This window comes from Nocardioides sp. GCM10023255, assembly GCF_042653125.1.
Lineage (GTDB): Bacteria > Actinomycetota > Actinomycetes > Propionibacteriales > Nocardioidaceae > Nocardioides.
The window spans coordinates 469,925-483,100 of sequence record NZ_JBHSHU010000005.1; the positions used below are offsets into that span (position 1 = coordinate 469,925).

The 13,176-nt window shown below is 70.3% G+C and carries 13 protein-coding genes; 11 read left to right on the forward strand and 2 right to left on the reverse strand.

All coding sequences use genetic code 11. The features are described 5' to 3' along the window. Positions 1-177: 177 nt before the first annotated feature. Complete coding sequence (gene arc, locus ACFO9I_RS11330; RefSeq protein WP_379180820.1) at positions 178-1,932, forward strand: proteasome ATPase; 1,755 nt, start codon at positions 178-180, stop codon at positions 1,930-1,932. A gap of 48 nt (positions 1,933-1,980) precedes the next feature. Here arc and ACFO9I_RS11335 read toward each other — a convergent pair whose 3' ends face one another. Further along, positions 1,981-2,457 carry an aminoacyl-tRNA deacylase gene (locus ACFO9I_RS11335; RefSeq protein WP_379180822.1) on the reverse strand — a complete coding sequence of 159 codons (477 nt, stop codon included), beginning with the start codon at positions 2,455-2,457 and terminating at the stop codon, positions 1,981-1,983. A 10-nt stretch (positions 2,458-2,467) separates the two neighbouring features. Further along, a complete protein-coding gene (locus ACFO9I_RS11340) occupies positions 2,468-3,094 on the reverse strand; it encodes a class I SAM-dependent methyltransferase (RefSeq protein WP_379180824.1) in 627 nt (208 codons plus the stop codon). 191 nt (positions 3,095-3,285) lie between these two features. Here ACFO9I_RS11340 and ACFO9I_RS11345 point away from each other — a divergent pair, with 191 nt between their 5' ends. From ACFO9I_RS11345 to ACFO9I_RS11390, 10 genes are all read left to right on the forward strand, one after another. Beyond that, positions 3,286-3,999: a hypothetical protein gene (locus tag ACFO9I_RS11345; protein ID WP_379180826.1), complete on the forward strand. Its 714-nt coding sequence runs from the start codon at positions 3,286-3,288 to the stop codon at positions 3,997-3,999. A 72-nt stretch (positions 4,000-4,071) separates the two neighbouring features. Next, positions 4,072-5,580, forward strand: a complete 1,509-nt coding sequence (gene dop / locus ACFO9I_RS11350; RefSeq protein WP_379180827.1) for a depupylase/deamidase Dop — start codon at positions 4,072-4,074, stop codon at positions 5,578-5,580. Positions 5,581-5,613: 33 nt separating this feature from the next. After that, positions 5,614-5,811: a ubiquitin-like protein Pup gene (locus tag ACFO9I_RS11355; RefSeq protein WP_344154461.1), complete on the forward strand. Its 198-nt coding sequence runs from the start codon at positions 5,614-5,616 to the stop codon at positions 5,809-5,811. Continuing rightward, positions 5,808-6,650: a proteasome subunit beta gene (gene prcB, locus ACFO9I_RS11360; protein ID WP_379180830.1), complete on the forward strand. Its 843-nt coding sequence runs from the start codon at positions 5,808-5,810 to the stop codon at positions 6,648-6,650. Before ACFO9I_RS11355 ends, prcB begins: the two co-directional genes overlap by 4 nt. 1 nt (position 6,651) lies before the next feature. Further along, positions 6,652-7,443: a proteasome subunit alpha gene (gene prcA, locus ACFO9I_RS11365; RefSeq protein ID WP_379180832.1), complete on the forward strand. Its 792-nt coding sequence runs from the start codon at positions 6,652-6,654 to the stop codon at positions 7,441-7,443. 193 nt (positions 7,444-7,636) lie between these two features. Next, complete coding sequence (locus ACFO9I_RS11370; RefSeq protein ID WP_379180834.1) at positions 7,637-8,623, forward strand: hypothetical protein; 987 nt, start codon at positions 7,637-7,639, stop codon at positions 8,621-8,623. Between the two features lie 123 nt (positions 8,624-8,746). Continuing rightward, on the forward strand, positions 8,747-10,108 hold the full coding sequence (pafA, locus tag ACFO9I_RS11375) for a Pup--protein ligase (protein WP_379180836.1): 1,362 nt from the start codon (positions 8,747-8,749) through the stop codon (positions 10,106-10,108). Between the two features lie 78 nt (positions 10,109-10,186). Then, positions 10,187-11,110: an FKBP-type peptidyl-prolyl cis-trans isomerase gene (locus ACFO9I_RS11380; protein ID WP_379180838.1), complete on the forward strand. Its 924-nt coding sequence runs from the start codon at positions 10,187-10,189 to the stop codon at positions 11,108-11,110. 36 nt (positions 11,111-11,146) lie between these two features. Continuing rightward, positions 11,147-12,139: a helix-turn-helix transcriptional regulator gene (locus tag ACFO9I_RS11385; protein ID WP_379180840.1), complete on the forward strand. Its 993-nt coding sequence runs from the start codon at positions 11,147-11,149 to the stop codon at positions 12,137-12,139. Then, on the forward strand, positions 12,136-13,131 hold the full coding sequence (locus tag ACFO9I_RS11390; protein WP_379180842.1) for a helix-turn-helix transcriptional regulator: 996 nt from the start codon (positions 12,136-12,138) through the stop codon (positions 13,129-13,131). The genes ACFO9I_RS11385 and ACFO9I_RS11390 overlap by 4 nt, the downstream gene beginning before the upstream one ends. The last annotated feature ends 45 nt before the right edge of the window (positions 13,132-13,176 follow it).

Consider the following 13,176-nt stretch of genomic DNA (forward strand, 5'->3'; position numbering starts at 1 on the left):
AGGACGATGCGGATTGGTCCCCAACCGCATCGATTCGGGTCGGGGGCATGCGGTTGGTGACCAAACCGCACGCGTTCCCGTGCCCCGGTCGTCGCGAAATCGTGACCAACACCCGTGGTCTTCCTCTTCCGTCCGTCGCTCTCGCGGGTAGGGTCGCAACCACAGGAGGTGACGCTGATGTCGAACACGGAAGGCGTTTCCAGCACGGGTGGCCGCAGCCCCGACGAGCTCGCGAACCAGGTGCGCTTCCTGGAGGCCGAGGTCGTTGATCTCCGCCGCCGGCTGACGGACGCACCGGCTCACTCGCGCGGTCTCGAGCTCCGGCTCGCCGACGCGCAGCGCTCGCTGGCGGGCATGACGTCGCAGAACGAGCGTCTCGCCCAGACCCTGCGTGAAGCGCGTGACCAGATCATGAAGCTCAAGGAGGAGGTCGACCGGCTCGCGCAACCGCCCGCCGGCTTCGGCACCTTCCTCGCGCGCAACGAGGACGACTCCGTCGACGTGTTCACGGGCGGGCGCAAGCTCCGCGTGAACGCGAGCCCGTCGGTCGACCTGGACTCGTTGCAGCGCGGCCAGGAGGTCATGCTCAACGAGGCCCTGAACGTCGTGGCCGCCTTCGACTTCGAGCAGGTCGGCGAGGTCGTGATGTTCAAGGAGCTCCTCGCCGACGGCGACCGGGCCCTGGTGATCGCCAACGCCGACGAGGAGCGCGTGGTGCGCCTCGCCGAGCCGCTGCGCGGCGAGACCATCCGGGCCGGCGACTCCCTGCTGCTGGACTCCCGCGCGGGCTACGTCTACGAGAAGGTGCCCAAGTCCGAGGTCGAGGAGCTCGTCCTCGAGGAGGTCCCGGACATCGCCTACGAGTCGATCGGTGGCCTCGGCAACCAGATCGAGCAGATCCGCGACGCCGTCGAGCTCCCCTACCTGCACCCCGATCTGTTCAAGGAGCACCAGCTCAAGCCCCCGAAGGGCGTGCTCCTCTACGGTCCGCCCGGCTGCGGCAAGACGCTGATCGCGAAGGCGGTCGCCAACTCGCTGGCCAAGAAGGTCGCGGCGAAGACCGGCCAGGAGGGGAAGTCCTACTTCCTCAACATCAAGGGCCCCGAGCTGCTGAACAAGTACGTCGGGGAGACCGAGCGTCACATCCGGCTGGTGTTCCAGCGGGCCCGCGAGAAGGCCAGCGGCGGCACCCCCGTCATCGTGTTCTTCGACGAGATGGACTCCCTGTTCCGCACCCGCGGCTCCGGTGTCTCCTCCGACGTGGAGAACACCATCGTCCCGCAGCTGCTCAGCGAGATCGACGGCGTCGAGCTGCTGGAGAACGTCCTGGTGATCGGCGCCTCGAACCGCGAGGACATGATCGACCCGGCGATCCTGCGGCCCGGCCGCCTGGACGTGAAGATCAAGATCGAGCGCCCCGACGCCGAGTCGGCCCGCGACATCTTCAGCAAGTACCTCACCACCACGCTGCCCCTGCACGCCGACGACCTCGCCGAGTTCGGGGGGTCCCGGGAGGCCTGCGTGGCCGGGATGATCCGGGCCACGGTCGAGCGGATGTACACCGAGACCGAGGAGAACCGCTTCCTCGAGGTCACCTACGCCAACGGCGACAAGGAGGTCCTGTACTTCAAGGACTTCAACTCGGGCGCGATGATCCAGAACATCGTCGACCGGGCCAAGAAGATGGCGATCAAGGACTTCCTCGAGCACGACCAGCACGGGCTGCGGGTCTCGCACCTGCTCCAGGCCTGCGTGGACGAGTTCAAGGAGAACGAGGACCTGCCCAACACGACCAACCCGGACGACTGGGCCCGCATCTCCGGCAAGAAGGGCGAGCGGATCGTCTTCATCCGCACGCTCATCACCGGCAAGCAGGGCACCGAGCCGGGCCGCTCCATCGACACCGTCTCCAACACCGGTCAGTACCTCTGAGCACGGTCCGCTCGGGCGCACCCCGGTCGTGGGGGCGCCCGAGCGGTGTCACGACACGGGGTCGGTGACGTCCGCCACCGTCGCGTCGAGCGCGGCCACCAGCTCGGCCGCGTCGACGGTCAGGGCCACGCCGTGCGCGCCACCGCCGAGGCTCACCGTCCCGGTCACGGCCTCGTCGGCGATCACCGGCAGGGGGGTGGTGCTGCCCAGCGGGGTGATCGTGCCGCGCACGTAGCCGGTGACGTCGTACGCCGCGTCGGCGCTCGGCATCGAGAGGCGGTTGACCCCGAGCAGGGCCCGCAGCTTCGGCCACGCGATCTCGCGGTCGCCCGGGACCAGGACGAAGCGGTGGTCACCCTCGGCCACCCGCACCACCATGGTCTTGATGACCTGGCGCGGGCTCACGCCACGGGCGGCGGCGGCCTCCTCCAGCGACCGCACCGGCCCGTGCCGCGTGACGGTGAAGTCCAGGCCCAGCGCCTCGGCGGCCGCGAGGGCCCGGTCGGAGTTGTCGGTCTCGCTCACGCCGGCGAACCTACTCCGGGCGCCTCGCGGTCCCGAGGAACCCGTAGGTCCACGGCCGGGAGACGGCCGGTCCGGGCAGGTACTCCTGACGCAGCTCGACGACCTCGAGCCCCGCCGCCTCGAGGAGGGCCGGTACGTCCCGGGTCAGGTGGCAGCCGCCGACCAGCCGCCGCTGGGTGGGCTCGAGGCGGTGCTGCCAGCGGACCACCCGCGGGTCCGGCGCCAGGCCGTGCTCGAGGAAGTGGAACGTGCCGCCGGGTCGCAGCACCCGGCGTACCTCTGCGAGCGCCGCCGCCACGTCGGGGATGGTGCACAGCGTGAACGTGGCCAGCGCGGCGTCGTACGACGCGTCGGGCGCCTCCAGCCGCTGCCCGTCCAGCCCGACCCGGCGGATCGGCACCGTCGCGGACCTGCGACGCGCCGCGGAGCGTGCCCAGCCGACCTCGGAGGGCTCCACCGCGTCCAGGGAGGACACCTCGGGCGGCAGGTGGGTGAGGTTGAGGCCGCTCCCGAACCCGATCTCGAGCACCCGGCCGTGCAGGCCGGTGCACGCGACGTCGCGGAAGCGACCGATCTCGTCGTTGGACAGTGACAGGTCGGTCAGCCGCGGCACGACCTGCGTGGACCACAACCCCATGTCCCCAGCATGCCCGCAGCCGGCCCGTCCGTGCCCCCCATCGCACGAACGAGGTACCCCATCCGGGTGATGCGGCCTGCCCCGGCTGGGTGGCCGCGGATGACCCGAGGAGGCCGTGGTGGCCGGGACCTCTGGGGGAGTGGACTGGGCGGCGGCGCACAACCGGGTGCGCCTCCACCCCCGGGAGAACCATGTCCATCACGCCATCCACCTGGCGCAGTGCGGTCGCCGTGCTGTCCGCGGCAGCACTGCTGACCGTCGGCGCCGACGCGGTCAGCTATGCGGCCACCGGTCACAGCGTCCTGCTCGGCAAGTCCAACAGCGCGAGCCGGGCGACCACCATCACCAACACCGACAGCGGGCCGGCGCTCGCGCTGCGGTCCGGGAAGCGGTCCCCGTCGCTCACGGTGTCGAGCTCGAAGCTGGTCAAGCACCTCAACGCTGAGAGGCTCGGCGGCCTGAAGGCCGACCAGGTCGCCCCCCGGACCCTCCGCCTGCGCACGGGCACCGCGGGTGCGCCCATGCCCGCGCCGAACCTGTACCAGGTGAGCGTCCCGACCGGGGACTACCTGGTGTCCATGTTCGGCCTGTACACCAGCGTGGACGCCAGCCCGTACCTGGTGTGCACGCTGATCGACAAGCAGAAGCTCCTCGCCAACGACATCACCGGCGCCCACCTGTACGAGTACCAGCAGGACGCCGCCTACACCGGACAGATCTCGCAGACGAACGTCGTGCACCTGAAGGCCAACCGCCCGCTCGTCTACGGCTGCAACAGCGACGCCAGCACCACCCAGGCGGTGCCCCTCACCGTCAGCCTGCGCAAGGTCAACGGCGTGAAGTCGCAGACCGGCACCACCTTCACCCCGCGCACGGCTCCGCGGCTCTCGCGGCTGCTGCGCTGAGGGGCTCGGGCCGGGCCGCTCGTCCGGCGAGCGGCCCGGCCCGTCGTCGGTCCCACCACGTAGTCTCATCGCATGAGCGTTCGACGGGTGATGGGGACCGAGGTCGAGTACGGCATCTCCGTGCAGGGGCAGCCCCTGGCCAACCCCATGGTCGCGTCCTCCCAGGTCGTGAACGCCTACGCGTCGGCGACCGTCAAGGCCCGCCGCGCCCGGTGGGACTTCGAGGAGGAGTCGCCCCTGCGCGACGCGCGTGGCTTCGACATGTCCCGCCAGATCGCCGATCCCTCGCAGCTGACCGACGAGGACATGGGGCTGGCCAACGTCATCCTCACCAACGGGGCCCGCCTCTACGTCGACCACGCGCACCCCGAGTACTCCACGCCCGAGGTGACCTCCCCGCTGGACATCGTCCGCTGGGACAAGGCGGGGGAGCAGGTCATGCTCGACGCCGCACGCCGCGCCGGGCAGCTGCCGGGCGGCGCTCCGATCGTGCTCTACAAGAACAACACCGACAACAAGGGGGCGTCGTACGGCGCCCACGAGAACTACCTGATGCGGCGCTCGACCCCGTTCGCCGACATCGTCCGGCACCTCACGCCGTTCTTCGTCAGCCGCCAGGTCGTGTGCGGCGCCGGCCGTGTGGGCATCGGCCAGGACGGCCGGGAGCACGGCTTCCAGGTCAGTCAGCGCGCCGACTTCTTCGAGGTCGAGGTGGGCCTCGAGACCACGCTCAAGCGGCCGATCATCAACACCCGCGACGAGCCCCACGCCGACCCGGAGAAGTACCGCCGCCTCCACGTCATCATCGGCGACGCCAACCTCGCCGAGGTCTCGACGTACCTCAAGGTCGGCACCACCGCGCTCGTGCTGGCCATGATCGAGGACCGGTTCATCACCCGCGACCTCAGCATCGACGGGTCCGTCGGGGCGCTGCGCGCGGTCTCCCACGACCCCACCCTTCGGCAGACCGTGAAGATGCACGACGGCCGCTCCCTGACGGCGCTGCAGCTGCAGCTGGAGTACCTCGACCTCGCCAAGAAGTACGTCGAGGACCGCTACGGAGCCGACGCCGACCCGCAGACCGTCGACGTGCTGACCCGCTGGGAGTCGGTCCTCGACCGGCTCGAGCGTGACCCCATGCTGTGCGCGACGGAGCTGGACTGGGTCGCCAAGCTCAAGCTCCTCGAGCAGTACCGGCAGCGCGACGGGCTCTCGTGGGACGACGCGAAGCTGCAGCTCATCGACTACCAGTACTCCGACATCCGTCCCGAGAAGGGGCTCTACCACCGCCTCGTCGGGCTGGGGAAGATCGAGCGGCTGCTCGACGACGCCTCGATCGAGGCGGCGATGCACGACCCGCCGGTGGACACCCGCGCCTACTTCCGGGGCCGCTGCCTGGAGAAGTACGCCGACCACGTCGCTGCCGCATCCTGGGACTCCGTCATCTTCGACCTGCCCGGCCGCGAGTCGCTGCAGCGGGTCCCGACCATCGACCCGCTGCGCGGCAGCCGGGCCCACGTGGGCGAGCTGCTCGACCGCTGTGAGACAGCCGAGGCGTTGTTCGCCGCTCTCACCCGCTGAGTGGATAGGGTCGGACCGAGCCGAAGGAGAGACATGGCACAGGAGCAGAAGCAACCGCGCAAGTCCTCGGAGACCGAGGAGTCGACCGAGGTCGCTCCCGAGAGCGACGTCGCCGAGCGCAAGGAAGCCCTCGACGACGACGTGGACGCGATCCTCGACGAGATCGACGACGTCCTCGAGACCAACGCCGAGGACTTCGTGAAGTCGTTCATCCAGAAGGGTGGCCAGTGACGGATCCCCGCCTGCCGGCTGCGTTCCTGCAGCCCGGCACGTCCTCCTTCAGCGACTTCCTCGCCGCCCAGGCACCGGACCTGCTGCCGTCCCGGCGCGCCGTACCCCAAGGACACGCGGGCGACCTCGCCCCGCACGGCACCACGATCGTGGCCGCCACGTTCCCGGGCGGCGTCGTGATGGCCGGTGACCGCCGCGCCACGATGGGCAACATCATCGCCCAGCGCGACATCGAGAAGGTGTTCCCGGCCGACGAGTTCTCCGCCGTCGGCATCGCCGGAACGGCCGGGCTCGCCGTCGAGATGGTGCGGCTGTTCCAGACCGAGCTCGAGCACTACGAGAAGATCGAGGGCAGCACGCTCTCGATGGACGGCAAGGCCAACCGTCTCGCCGCGCTGATCCGCTCCAACCTCGGGATGGCCATGCAGGGGCTCGCGGTGGTGCCGCTGTTCGCCGGCTTCGACCTCAACCACGACCAGGGCCGGATCTTCAGCTACGACGTCACCGGTGGGCGCTACGAGGAGACGGCGTTTCACTCCGTCGGCTCCGGCTCGCTGTTCGCCCGCGGCTCGCTGAAGAAGCTCTACCGCGACGACTTCACCGCCGACCAGACGGTGCAGGCCGTGGTCGAGGCGTTGTACGACGCCGCCGACGACGACTCGGCGACCGGTGGCCCCGACATCACCCGCCGGATCTTCCCGGTCGTCCAGGTCATGACCGCCGACGGCGGCCGGCGCCTGCCCGACACCGAGGTCGCGGCCATCGCCGACCGTGTCATCGCCGGCCGGATGAACCGCCCCGACGGACCGGCCGCCCAGCTCGAGGCAGGAGACCGCTGAGATGAGCATGCCGTTCTACGTCTCGCCCGAGCAGCTGATGAAGGACCGGGCCGACTTCGCCCGCAAGGGCATCAGCCGGGGGCGCTCGGTGGTCGCGGTGCAGTACGCCGACGGCGTGCTGTTCGTCTCCGAGAACCCCTCCCAGGCGCTGCACAAGGTCTCCGAGATCTACGACCGGATCGCGTTCGCCGCGGTGGGTCGCTACAACGAGTTCGAGAACCTCCGGATCGCGGGGGTCCGGCTCGCCGACATGCGCGGCTACGCCTACGACCGCCGCGACGTCACCGGGCGGGGGCTGGCCAACGCCTACGCCCAGACCCTCGGCACGATCTTCTCCAGCGGCGGCGAGAAGCCCTACGAGGTCGAGATCTTCGTCGCCGAGATCGGCGACGCGGCGTCGGACGACCAGATCTACCGGCTCACCTACGACGGCCAGGTCGCCGACGAGCACGGCTTCGCCGTCATGGGCGGCCAGGCGGACACCGTGGGGCAGTACCTCAAGGAGCACTACACCGAGGGGGGGTCCCTCGCGGACGCGCTGAAGGTCGCCGTGTCGGCCCTGGGGCACACCGCCTCCGACAACGGAGCCAGCGAAGACCGGGTCATCCCGACCGAGGACCTCGAGGTCGCCGTCCTCGACCGCACCCGGACCCAGCCGCGGAAGTTCATCCGGCTGCGTCCCACCCGGCTCGAGCAGCTGCTCGGCGAGCGTGGGCCCGGAAGGCACGCCGAGCCGGAGCGGCTGGACGAGCCGAGCTCTGACGGTGAGCCCCCGGTCGCGCCTCCCGCTTGATCGCGCTCGCGGGACCTGATGGTGCCGTTTGGTCCCCAACCGCATGGATCTGCGCCGGATCGATGCGGTTGGTGACCAAACCGCACGTCTGACGCCGCCAGGAGTCATCCCCAGAGCACGCAGTCGCGTCCGGTGTCCACAGCCCAGCTGAGGCCGGCTCGCGGAGTCCTCGCGAACACGCACTCTCTGGTGCATGACTGACAGCGACACCGACACCGAAGCTGATGACGACGCGCCCATCCGCGGCGAGGTCCGCCTGGCCGACCACCGACGTGTCGCGCACGGCCTCTACCTGAAGAAGCGGGAAGGACTTGGCCTGGACGAGGAGCTGGTCAGGGACCTCAGGGCCATCCTCCTCGTCCTCCCGGAGGAGGCGGTCTTCACGCACGTGACGGCCGCCAGGCTCCTGGGGTGGCAGCTCCCGCACCTCCCCGAGCAGCTGCCCGTCTTCGCGGCGGTGCGGACGAAGGACAACAGACCCCGACGACCGGGGTTGATCTGCTCGCGACTCGTGCGCGAGCCGCAACCGATCGAGGCGATGGGCCTCCCGGTGGACGCCCCGGAGGAGATCCTTCTGCGGGCGGCGCGCGACTGCGGGTCGCTGGACCTGGCCATCATGATCGACTCCGCCCGACGCCTCGGGCACATCGACGACGACCGGATGGACAAGATCCTGGCCAGCAAGCGTCCGGGCGTCCGCGTGCTCAGGGCGGCGTGGGCGCTCTCGCACGCGAAGGCCGAGTCGGGCGGCGAGACCGTCTTGCGTGTCTTCCACACGGTCATGGGCGTGCGCGTCACCCCGCAGGTCGATCTGTACGCCGACGACGGCCGTCACCTCGGCCGTGCAGACCTGCTGGTGGACGGGACCCCCTTCCTCCACGAGTACGACGGGGAGCACCACCGGTCGAAGAAGCAGCAGGCCACCGACCTGCGCCGCGAACGAGGGTGGACCGGCACGTCGTACGTCCGCCGTGGCTATGTGCTCGACGACCTGATCAACCACCCGTTGGTCCTGATGCACGAGATCGACCGGGCGCTGGGGCGGCCACACGTCTTGTCGCGGCTCGCGAGGTGGCGACGGATGGTGGACAACTCGATGTACTCGGAGATCGGCCGGGAGAGGGTGATGAACCGCTGGCGCCGGCAGACCACCCTCGTCGATTGGTCGGCAACTGCATGAGATCGGCCCTGATGGATGCGGTTGGGGACCAAACCGCATCAATTGCCCCCCGTCACCGATTCTCGGGGTCTGATCGGTGGTTGCGCCCACACGGACCACCAGCGTGCGCCTAGGCTGACGAGCATGGACCGGCGCATCTTCGGTATCGAGAACGAGTACGGCGTGACGTGCACGTTCAAGGGCCAGCGCCGCCTCAGCCCGGACGAGGTGGCGCGCTACCTGTTCCGCAAGGTCGTCAGCTGGGGGCGCAGCAGCAACGTGTTCCTGCGCAACGGTGCCCGGCTCTACCTCGACGTCGGCAGCCACCCGGAGTACGCCACCCCCGAGTGCGACGACGTCGTCGAGCTCGTGACCCATGACAAGGCGGGGGAGCGGGTGCTGGAGGGGCTGCTTCTCGACGCCGAGCAGCGGCTCCACGACGAGGGCATCGCCGGCGAGATCTACCTGTTCAAGAACAACACCGACTCCGCCGGCAACTCCTACGGCTGCCACGAGAACTACCTGGTCGGGCGGGCGGGGGAGTTCTCCCGGCTGGCCGACGTGCTCATCCCGTTCCTGGTGACCCGCCAGATCATCGTGGGGGCCGGCAAGATCACCCAGACCCCCCGCGGGGCCAGCTACAGCGTCAGCCAGCGCGCCGAGCACATCTGGGAGGGCGTCTCGAGCGCCACGACCCGCAGCCGGCCGATCATCAACACCCGCGACGAGCCGCACGCGGACGCCGAGAAGTACAGAAGGCTGCACGTCATCGTCGGCGACTCGAACATGAGCGAGACGACGACGATGCTCAAGGTCGCCAGCTGCGACCTGGTGCTGCGGATGATCGAGGAGGGCGTGGTGATGCGCGACCTCACGATGGAGAACCCCATCCGCGCGATCCGCGAGATCTCCCACGACGTCACCGGCCGACGCAAGGTGCGGCTGGCCAACGGCCGCGAGGCGAGCGCGCTGGAGATCCAGGCGGAGTACCTCTCCAAGGCCCGCGACTTCGTGGACCGCCGCGAGATCAGCACGCCGCTGATCGAGCGGGCGCTCGACCTGTGGGAGCGCAGCCTGAAGGCGGTGGAGTCCGACGACCTGAGCCTGATCGACCGCGAGATCGACTGGGTCATCAAGTGGAAGCTCATCGACCGCTACCGCGCCAAGCACGGCCTGCCGCTGGGCCACCCCCGGATCGCCCAGCTCGACCTGGCCTACCACGACATCCACCGCGGCCGCGGGCTCTACTACCTCCTGGAGAAGCGGGGCGCGGTCGCGCGGGTGACGACCGACCTGAAGATCTTCGAGGCCAAGTCGGTGCCGCCGCAGACCACGCGGGCGCGGCTGCGCGGTGAGTTCATCCGCAAGGCGCAGGAGCGCCGTCGCGACTTCACCGTGGACTGGGTGCACCTGAAGCTGAACGACCAGGCCCAGCGCACGGTGCTGTGCAAGGACCCGTTCCGTGCGTACGACGAGCGCGTGCAGCGCCTCATCGACGGAATGTGACCCGGCTGCCGGGTTCTCTCAGCCGCTGCGGATAGGGTGACCCGCGCTGTCCTGCACACTCTCCCGAAGGTGAATCTCGTGTCTCGACGACTTCGTCGCCTCTCGTCCGTCCTGCTGCCCGTCGCGCTCCTGGGGGGCCTGTCCGCCTGTGGCGACGACTCCTCCTCCGCGTCCTCGCCGCTGGACGCGGTCTCGATCTCCGGCTCGCCCGGCGAGGAGCCGAAGGTCGACTGGAAGTCCGAGCTCAAGGCCGAGGGCGTCGACACTGAGACCATCGAGGAGGGCGACGGCGACGAGGTGTCCGACGGCGACCAGGTCAGCGCCCAGATCTGGATCGGCAACGGCGTCACCGAGAAGAAGGCCTTCAGCACCTACGACGCCGGCCAGCCGCAGGAGCTGACCCTCGGCGACCAGCTGAGCCCGGTCTTCAACGACGCCATCGCGGGCCAGAAGATCGGCTCGCGCATCGCGGTCACCACGCCCGCAGACAAGGTCTTCGGCGAGGCCGGCAACCCGCAGATGGGCATCGGCAACAAGGACAGCGTCCTGATGATCATCGACCTCGTCGAGCCGCCGGCGGCGCCGAAGCCCAAGGACGTCGCGCCCTCCAAGCTGCCCGGCGTGATCGAGAAGAACGGCGAGCCGGTCGGTCTCGACTTCAAGGGCCTGCCGAAGCCGAAGGCCGACGGCGACCTGCTGCGCAGCGTCATCAAGGAGGGCAAGGGCGAGACCGTCACCGACCAGATGACGGTCACCGCGAACTACCTCGGCCAGGTGTACGGCGCGAAGGAGCCGTTCGACGAGAGCTACTCGAAGAAGCCGGTCCCGTTCTCGCTGCAGAGCGTCGTCAAGGGCTGGACCTACGGCCTCTCGGGTGTCAAGGTCGGGAGCCGCGTGCTCCTGCAGATCCCGCCGGACCTCGGGTACGGCGCCCAGGCGCAGGGCAACATCCCGGCGAACAGCACGCTCTACTTCGTCGTGGACATCATCAAGGCCAAGTAGCCACCGCAGTGGCCATCTGAGGGGGAGGAGCAGCACATGAACGGGTCGGCGGCGCGCAAGAGCGAGCGCCTGCTCAACCTGCTCATCATGCTGCTCGTCCAGCGCCACTACGTGAGCAAGGACCGGATCCGCACGATCCTCTACCCGGGCTCCTCGCACGAGGGCTTCGAGAAGATGTTCGAGCGGGACAAGGAGGAGCTGCGCTCGCTCGGCGTGCCGATCGAGGTCGGCAGCATGGACGCCTACTTCGAGGACGAGCCCGGCTACCGGATCCCCGCGGACCGGTTCGCACTGCCGGACATCAGCCTCGAGGCCGACGAGGCCGCCGTGATCGGCCTGGCCACCCGGGTGTGGTCGCACGCCCGGCTGGCCGAGGCGACCACCGAGGCGGTCCGCAAGCTCACCGCCCTCGGCGTCCCGCTCGACGTGTCGGCGCTCGACATCGCCGAGCCGCGGCTCACCGCCGACGAGCCGTCCTTCGACGTGTTCTGGGAGGCCACCCAGGAGCGCTGCCCGGTCGAGTTCGACTACCGCCGCCCCGGTGAGACCACCACCACGACCCGGCACCTGCAGCCGTGGGGCGTCGTCCGCTACTCCGGCCGCTGGTACGCCGTGGGGCTCGACACCGACCGCGGCGAGGAGCGGGTCTTCCGGCTCTCGCGGGTCCAGGGCGAGGCCCGGCGGGTCGGCAGGCCCGGGTCGTACGACGTCCCGCCCGGCACCGACGTACGCGCCACCGCCCGACGGCTGGCGCCCGCCCCGACCACCGAGCGGGCCGTCGTGCTGGTCCGGTCCGGCGCCGGCCTCGCGCTGCGCCGCAATGCCGAGAAGGTCGAGCCGGGCGTTCCCGGCCCCGACGACCGCACCTCCTGGGACCGGCTGACGGTGTCCCGGAGCGGCCCCGGCCTCGCCGACGAGCTGCTCGGCTACGGCGCGGACGTGTGCGTGGAGGAGCCGACCGACCTGCGCGAACGGATCGTCGAGCGGCTCTCGGCCGTGGTGGCCGACGCGGGGGAGGGGGCCGCATGAGCGCCCGTCCTCCGGTCCAGGCGGCCGCCAAGGAGCAGGTCGCCCGCCTGCTCACCCTGGTGCCGTTCCTGCACGCCCGCGGCCAGGTGCGCCTCGACGAGGCCGCGACGGCCCTCGGCGTCGCGCCCGACCAGCTGGTCCGCGACCTCAAGGTCCTCCTGATGTGCGGGCTGCCCGGCGGATACCCCGACGACCTGATCGACGTCGACCTCGACGCCCTCGAGGGCGACGAGGGCGACGGCGTGATCCGGGTGTCCAACGCCGACTACCTCGCCCGTCCGCTGCGGCTCTCGCCCACGGAGGCGACCGCGATCATCGTGGCGCTCCGGGCGCTGCGAAACGGAGCCGGCGACGACACCCGCGAGGTGGTCGACCGGGCCCTGGCCAAGCTCGAGGCGGCCGCCGCCGAGGGCTCCGCGGCCGCCCAGATCGACCCGGGCGAGGAGCCGACCACCCCCGACCTGGTGCGCCTCGAGGCGCGGCTGCGGGAGGCGGCCGAGCAGCAGCGGCAGGTGCGCCTGAGCTACTACGTCCCGTCCCGCGACGAGCAGTCCGATCGCACCGTCGACCCGCGCGGCGTGGTGTCCGCGCACGGTTTCGCCTACCTCGATGCCTGGTGCCACAGCGCGGAGGCGCCCCGCCTGTTCCGTCTCGACCGGATCCATGCGGCGGAGGTGCTGGACGCCCACATCGAGACCGAGCCGCAGGCCCCGCGGGACCTCGCGGACGGCCTGTTCGCCCGGTCCTCGGACACCACGACGGTCACGCTCCACCTCGACCCGGCGGCCCGGTGGGTGGTCGAGTACTACCCCGTGGAGGACGTCCGGCCGCTCGACGGCGGCGGTCTCGAGGTCGACCTGCTGGTCGCCGACGACCGCTGGCTGCAGCGCCTGCTGCTCCGGCTGGCACCGCACGCGAGGGTCGTCTCACCCCGAGAGTTCACCGAATCTTTCCATGCGGCCGCCCGAGCCGCGCTCGGGCTCTATTCGTGACCCGGCGTAGACTCGGCTCTGTTGCACCCCCCACGATGAGGACCT

Bases quoted from the DNA above. Each gene is read 5' to 3' on its own strand.
- ACFO9I_RS11390 (WP_379180842.1), top strand. From the start codon at position 12,136: ATGAGCGCCCGTCCTCCGGTCCAGGCGGCCGCCAAGGAGCAGGTCGCC.
- ACFO9I_RS11370 (WP_379180834.1), top strand. From the start codon at position 7,637: ATGACTGACAGCGACACCGACACCGAAGCTGATGACGACGCGCCCATC.
- dop (WP_379180827.1), top strand. From the start codon at position 4,072: ATGAGCGTTCGACGGGTGATGGGGACCGAGGTCGAGTACGGCATCTCC.
- pafA (WP_379180836.1), top strand. From the start codon at position 8,747: ATGGACCGGCGCATCTTCGGTATCGAGAACGAGTACGGCGTGACGTGC.
- prcA (WP_379180832.1), top strand. From the start codon at position 6,652: ATGAGCATGCCGTTCTACGTCTCGCCCGAGCAGCTGATGAAGGACCGG.
- ACFO9I_RS11385 (WP_379180840.1), top strand. From the start codon at position 11,147: ATGAACGGGTCGGCGGCGCGCAAGAGCGAGCGCCTGCTCAACCTGCTC.
- arc (WP_379180820.1), top strand. From the start codon at position 178: ATGTCGAACACGGAAGGCGTTTCCAGCACGGGTGGCCGCAGCCCCGAC.
- ACFO9I_RS11355 (WP_344154461.1), top strand. From the start codon at position 5,614: ATGGCACAGGAGCAGAAGCAACCGCGCAAGTCCTCGGAGACCGAGGAG.
- ACFO9I_RS11345 (WP_379180826.1), top strand. From the start codon at position 3,286: ATGTCCATCACGCCATCCACCTGGCGCAGTGCGGTCGCCGTGCTGTCC.
- ACFO9I_RS11340 (WP_379180824.1), bottom strand. From the start codon at position 3,094: ATGGGGTTGTGGTCCACGCAGGTCGTGCCGCGGCTGACCGACCTGTCA.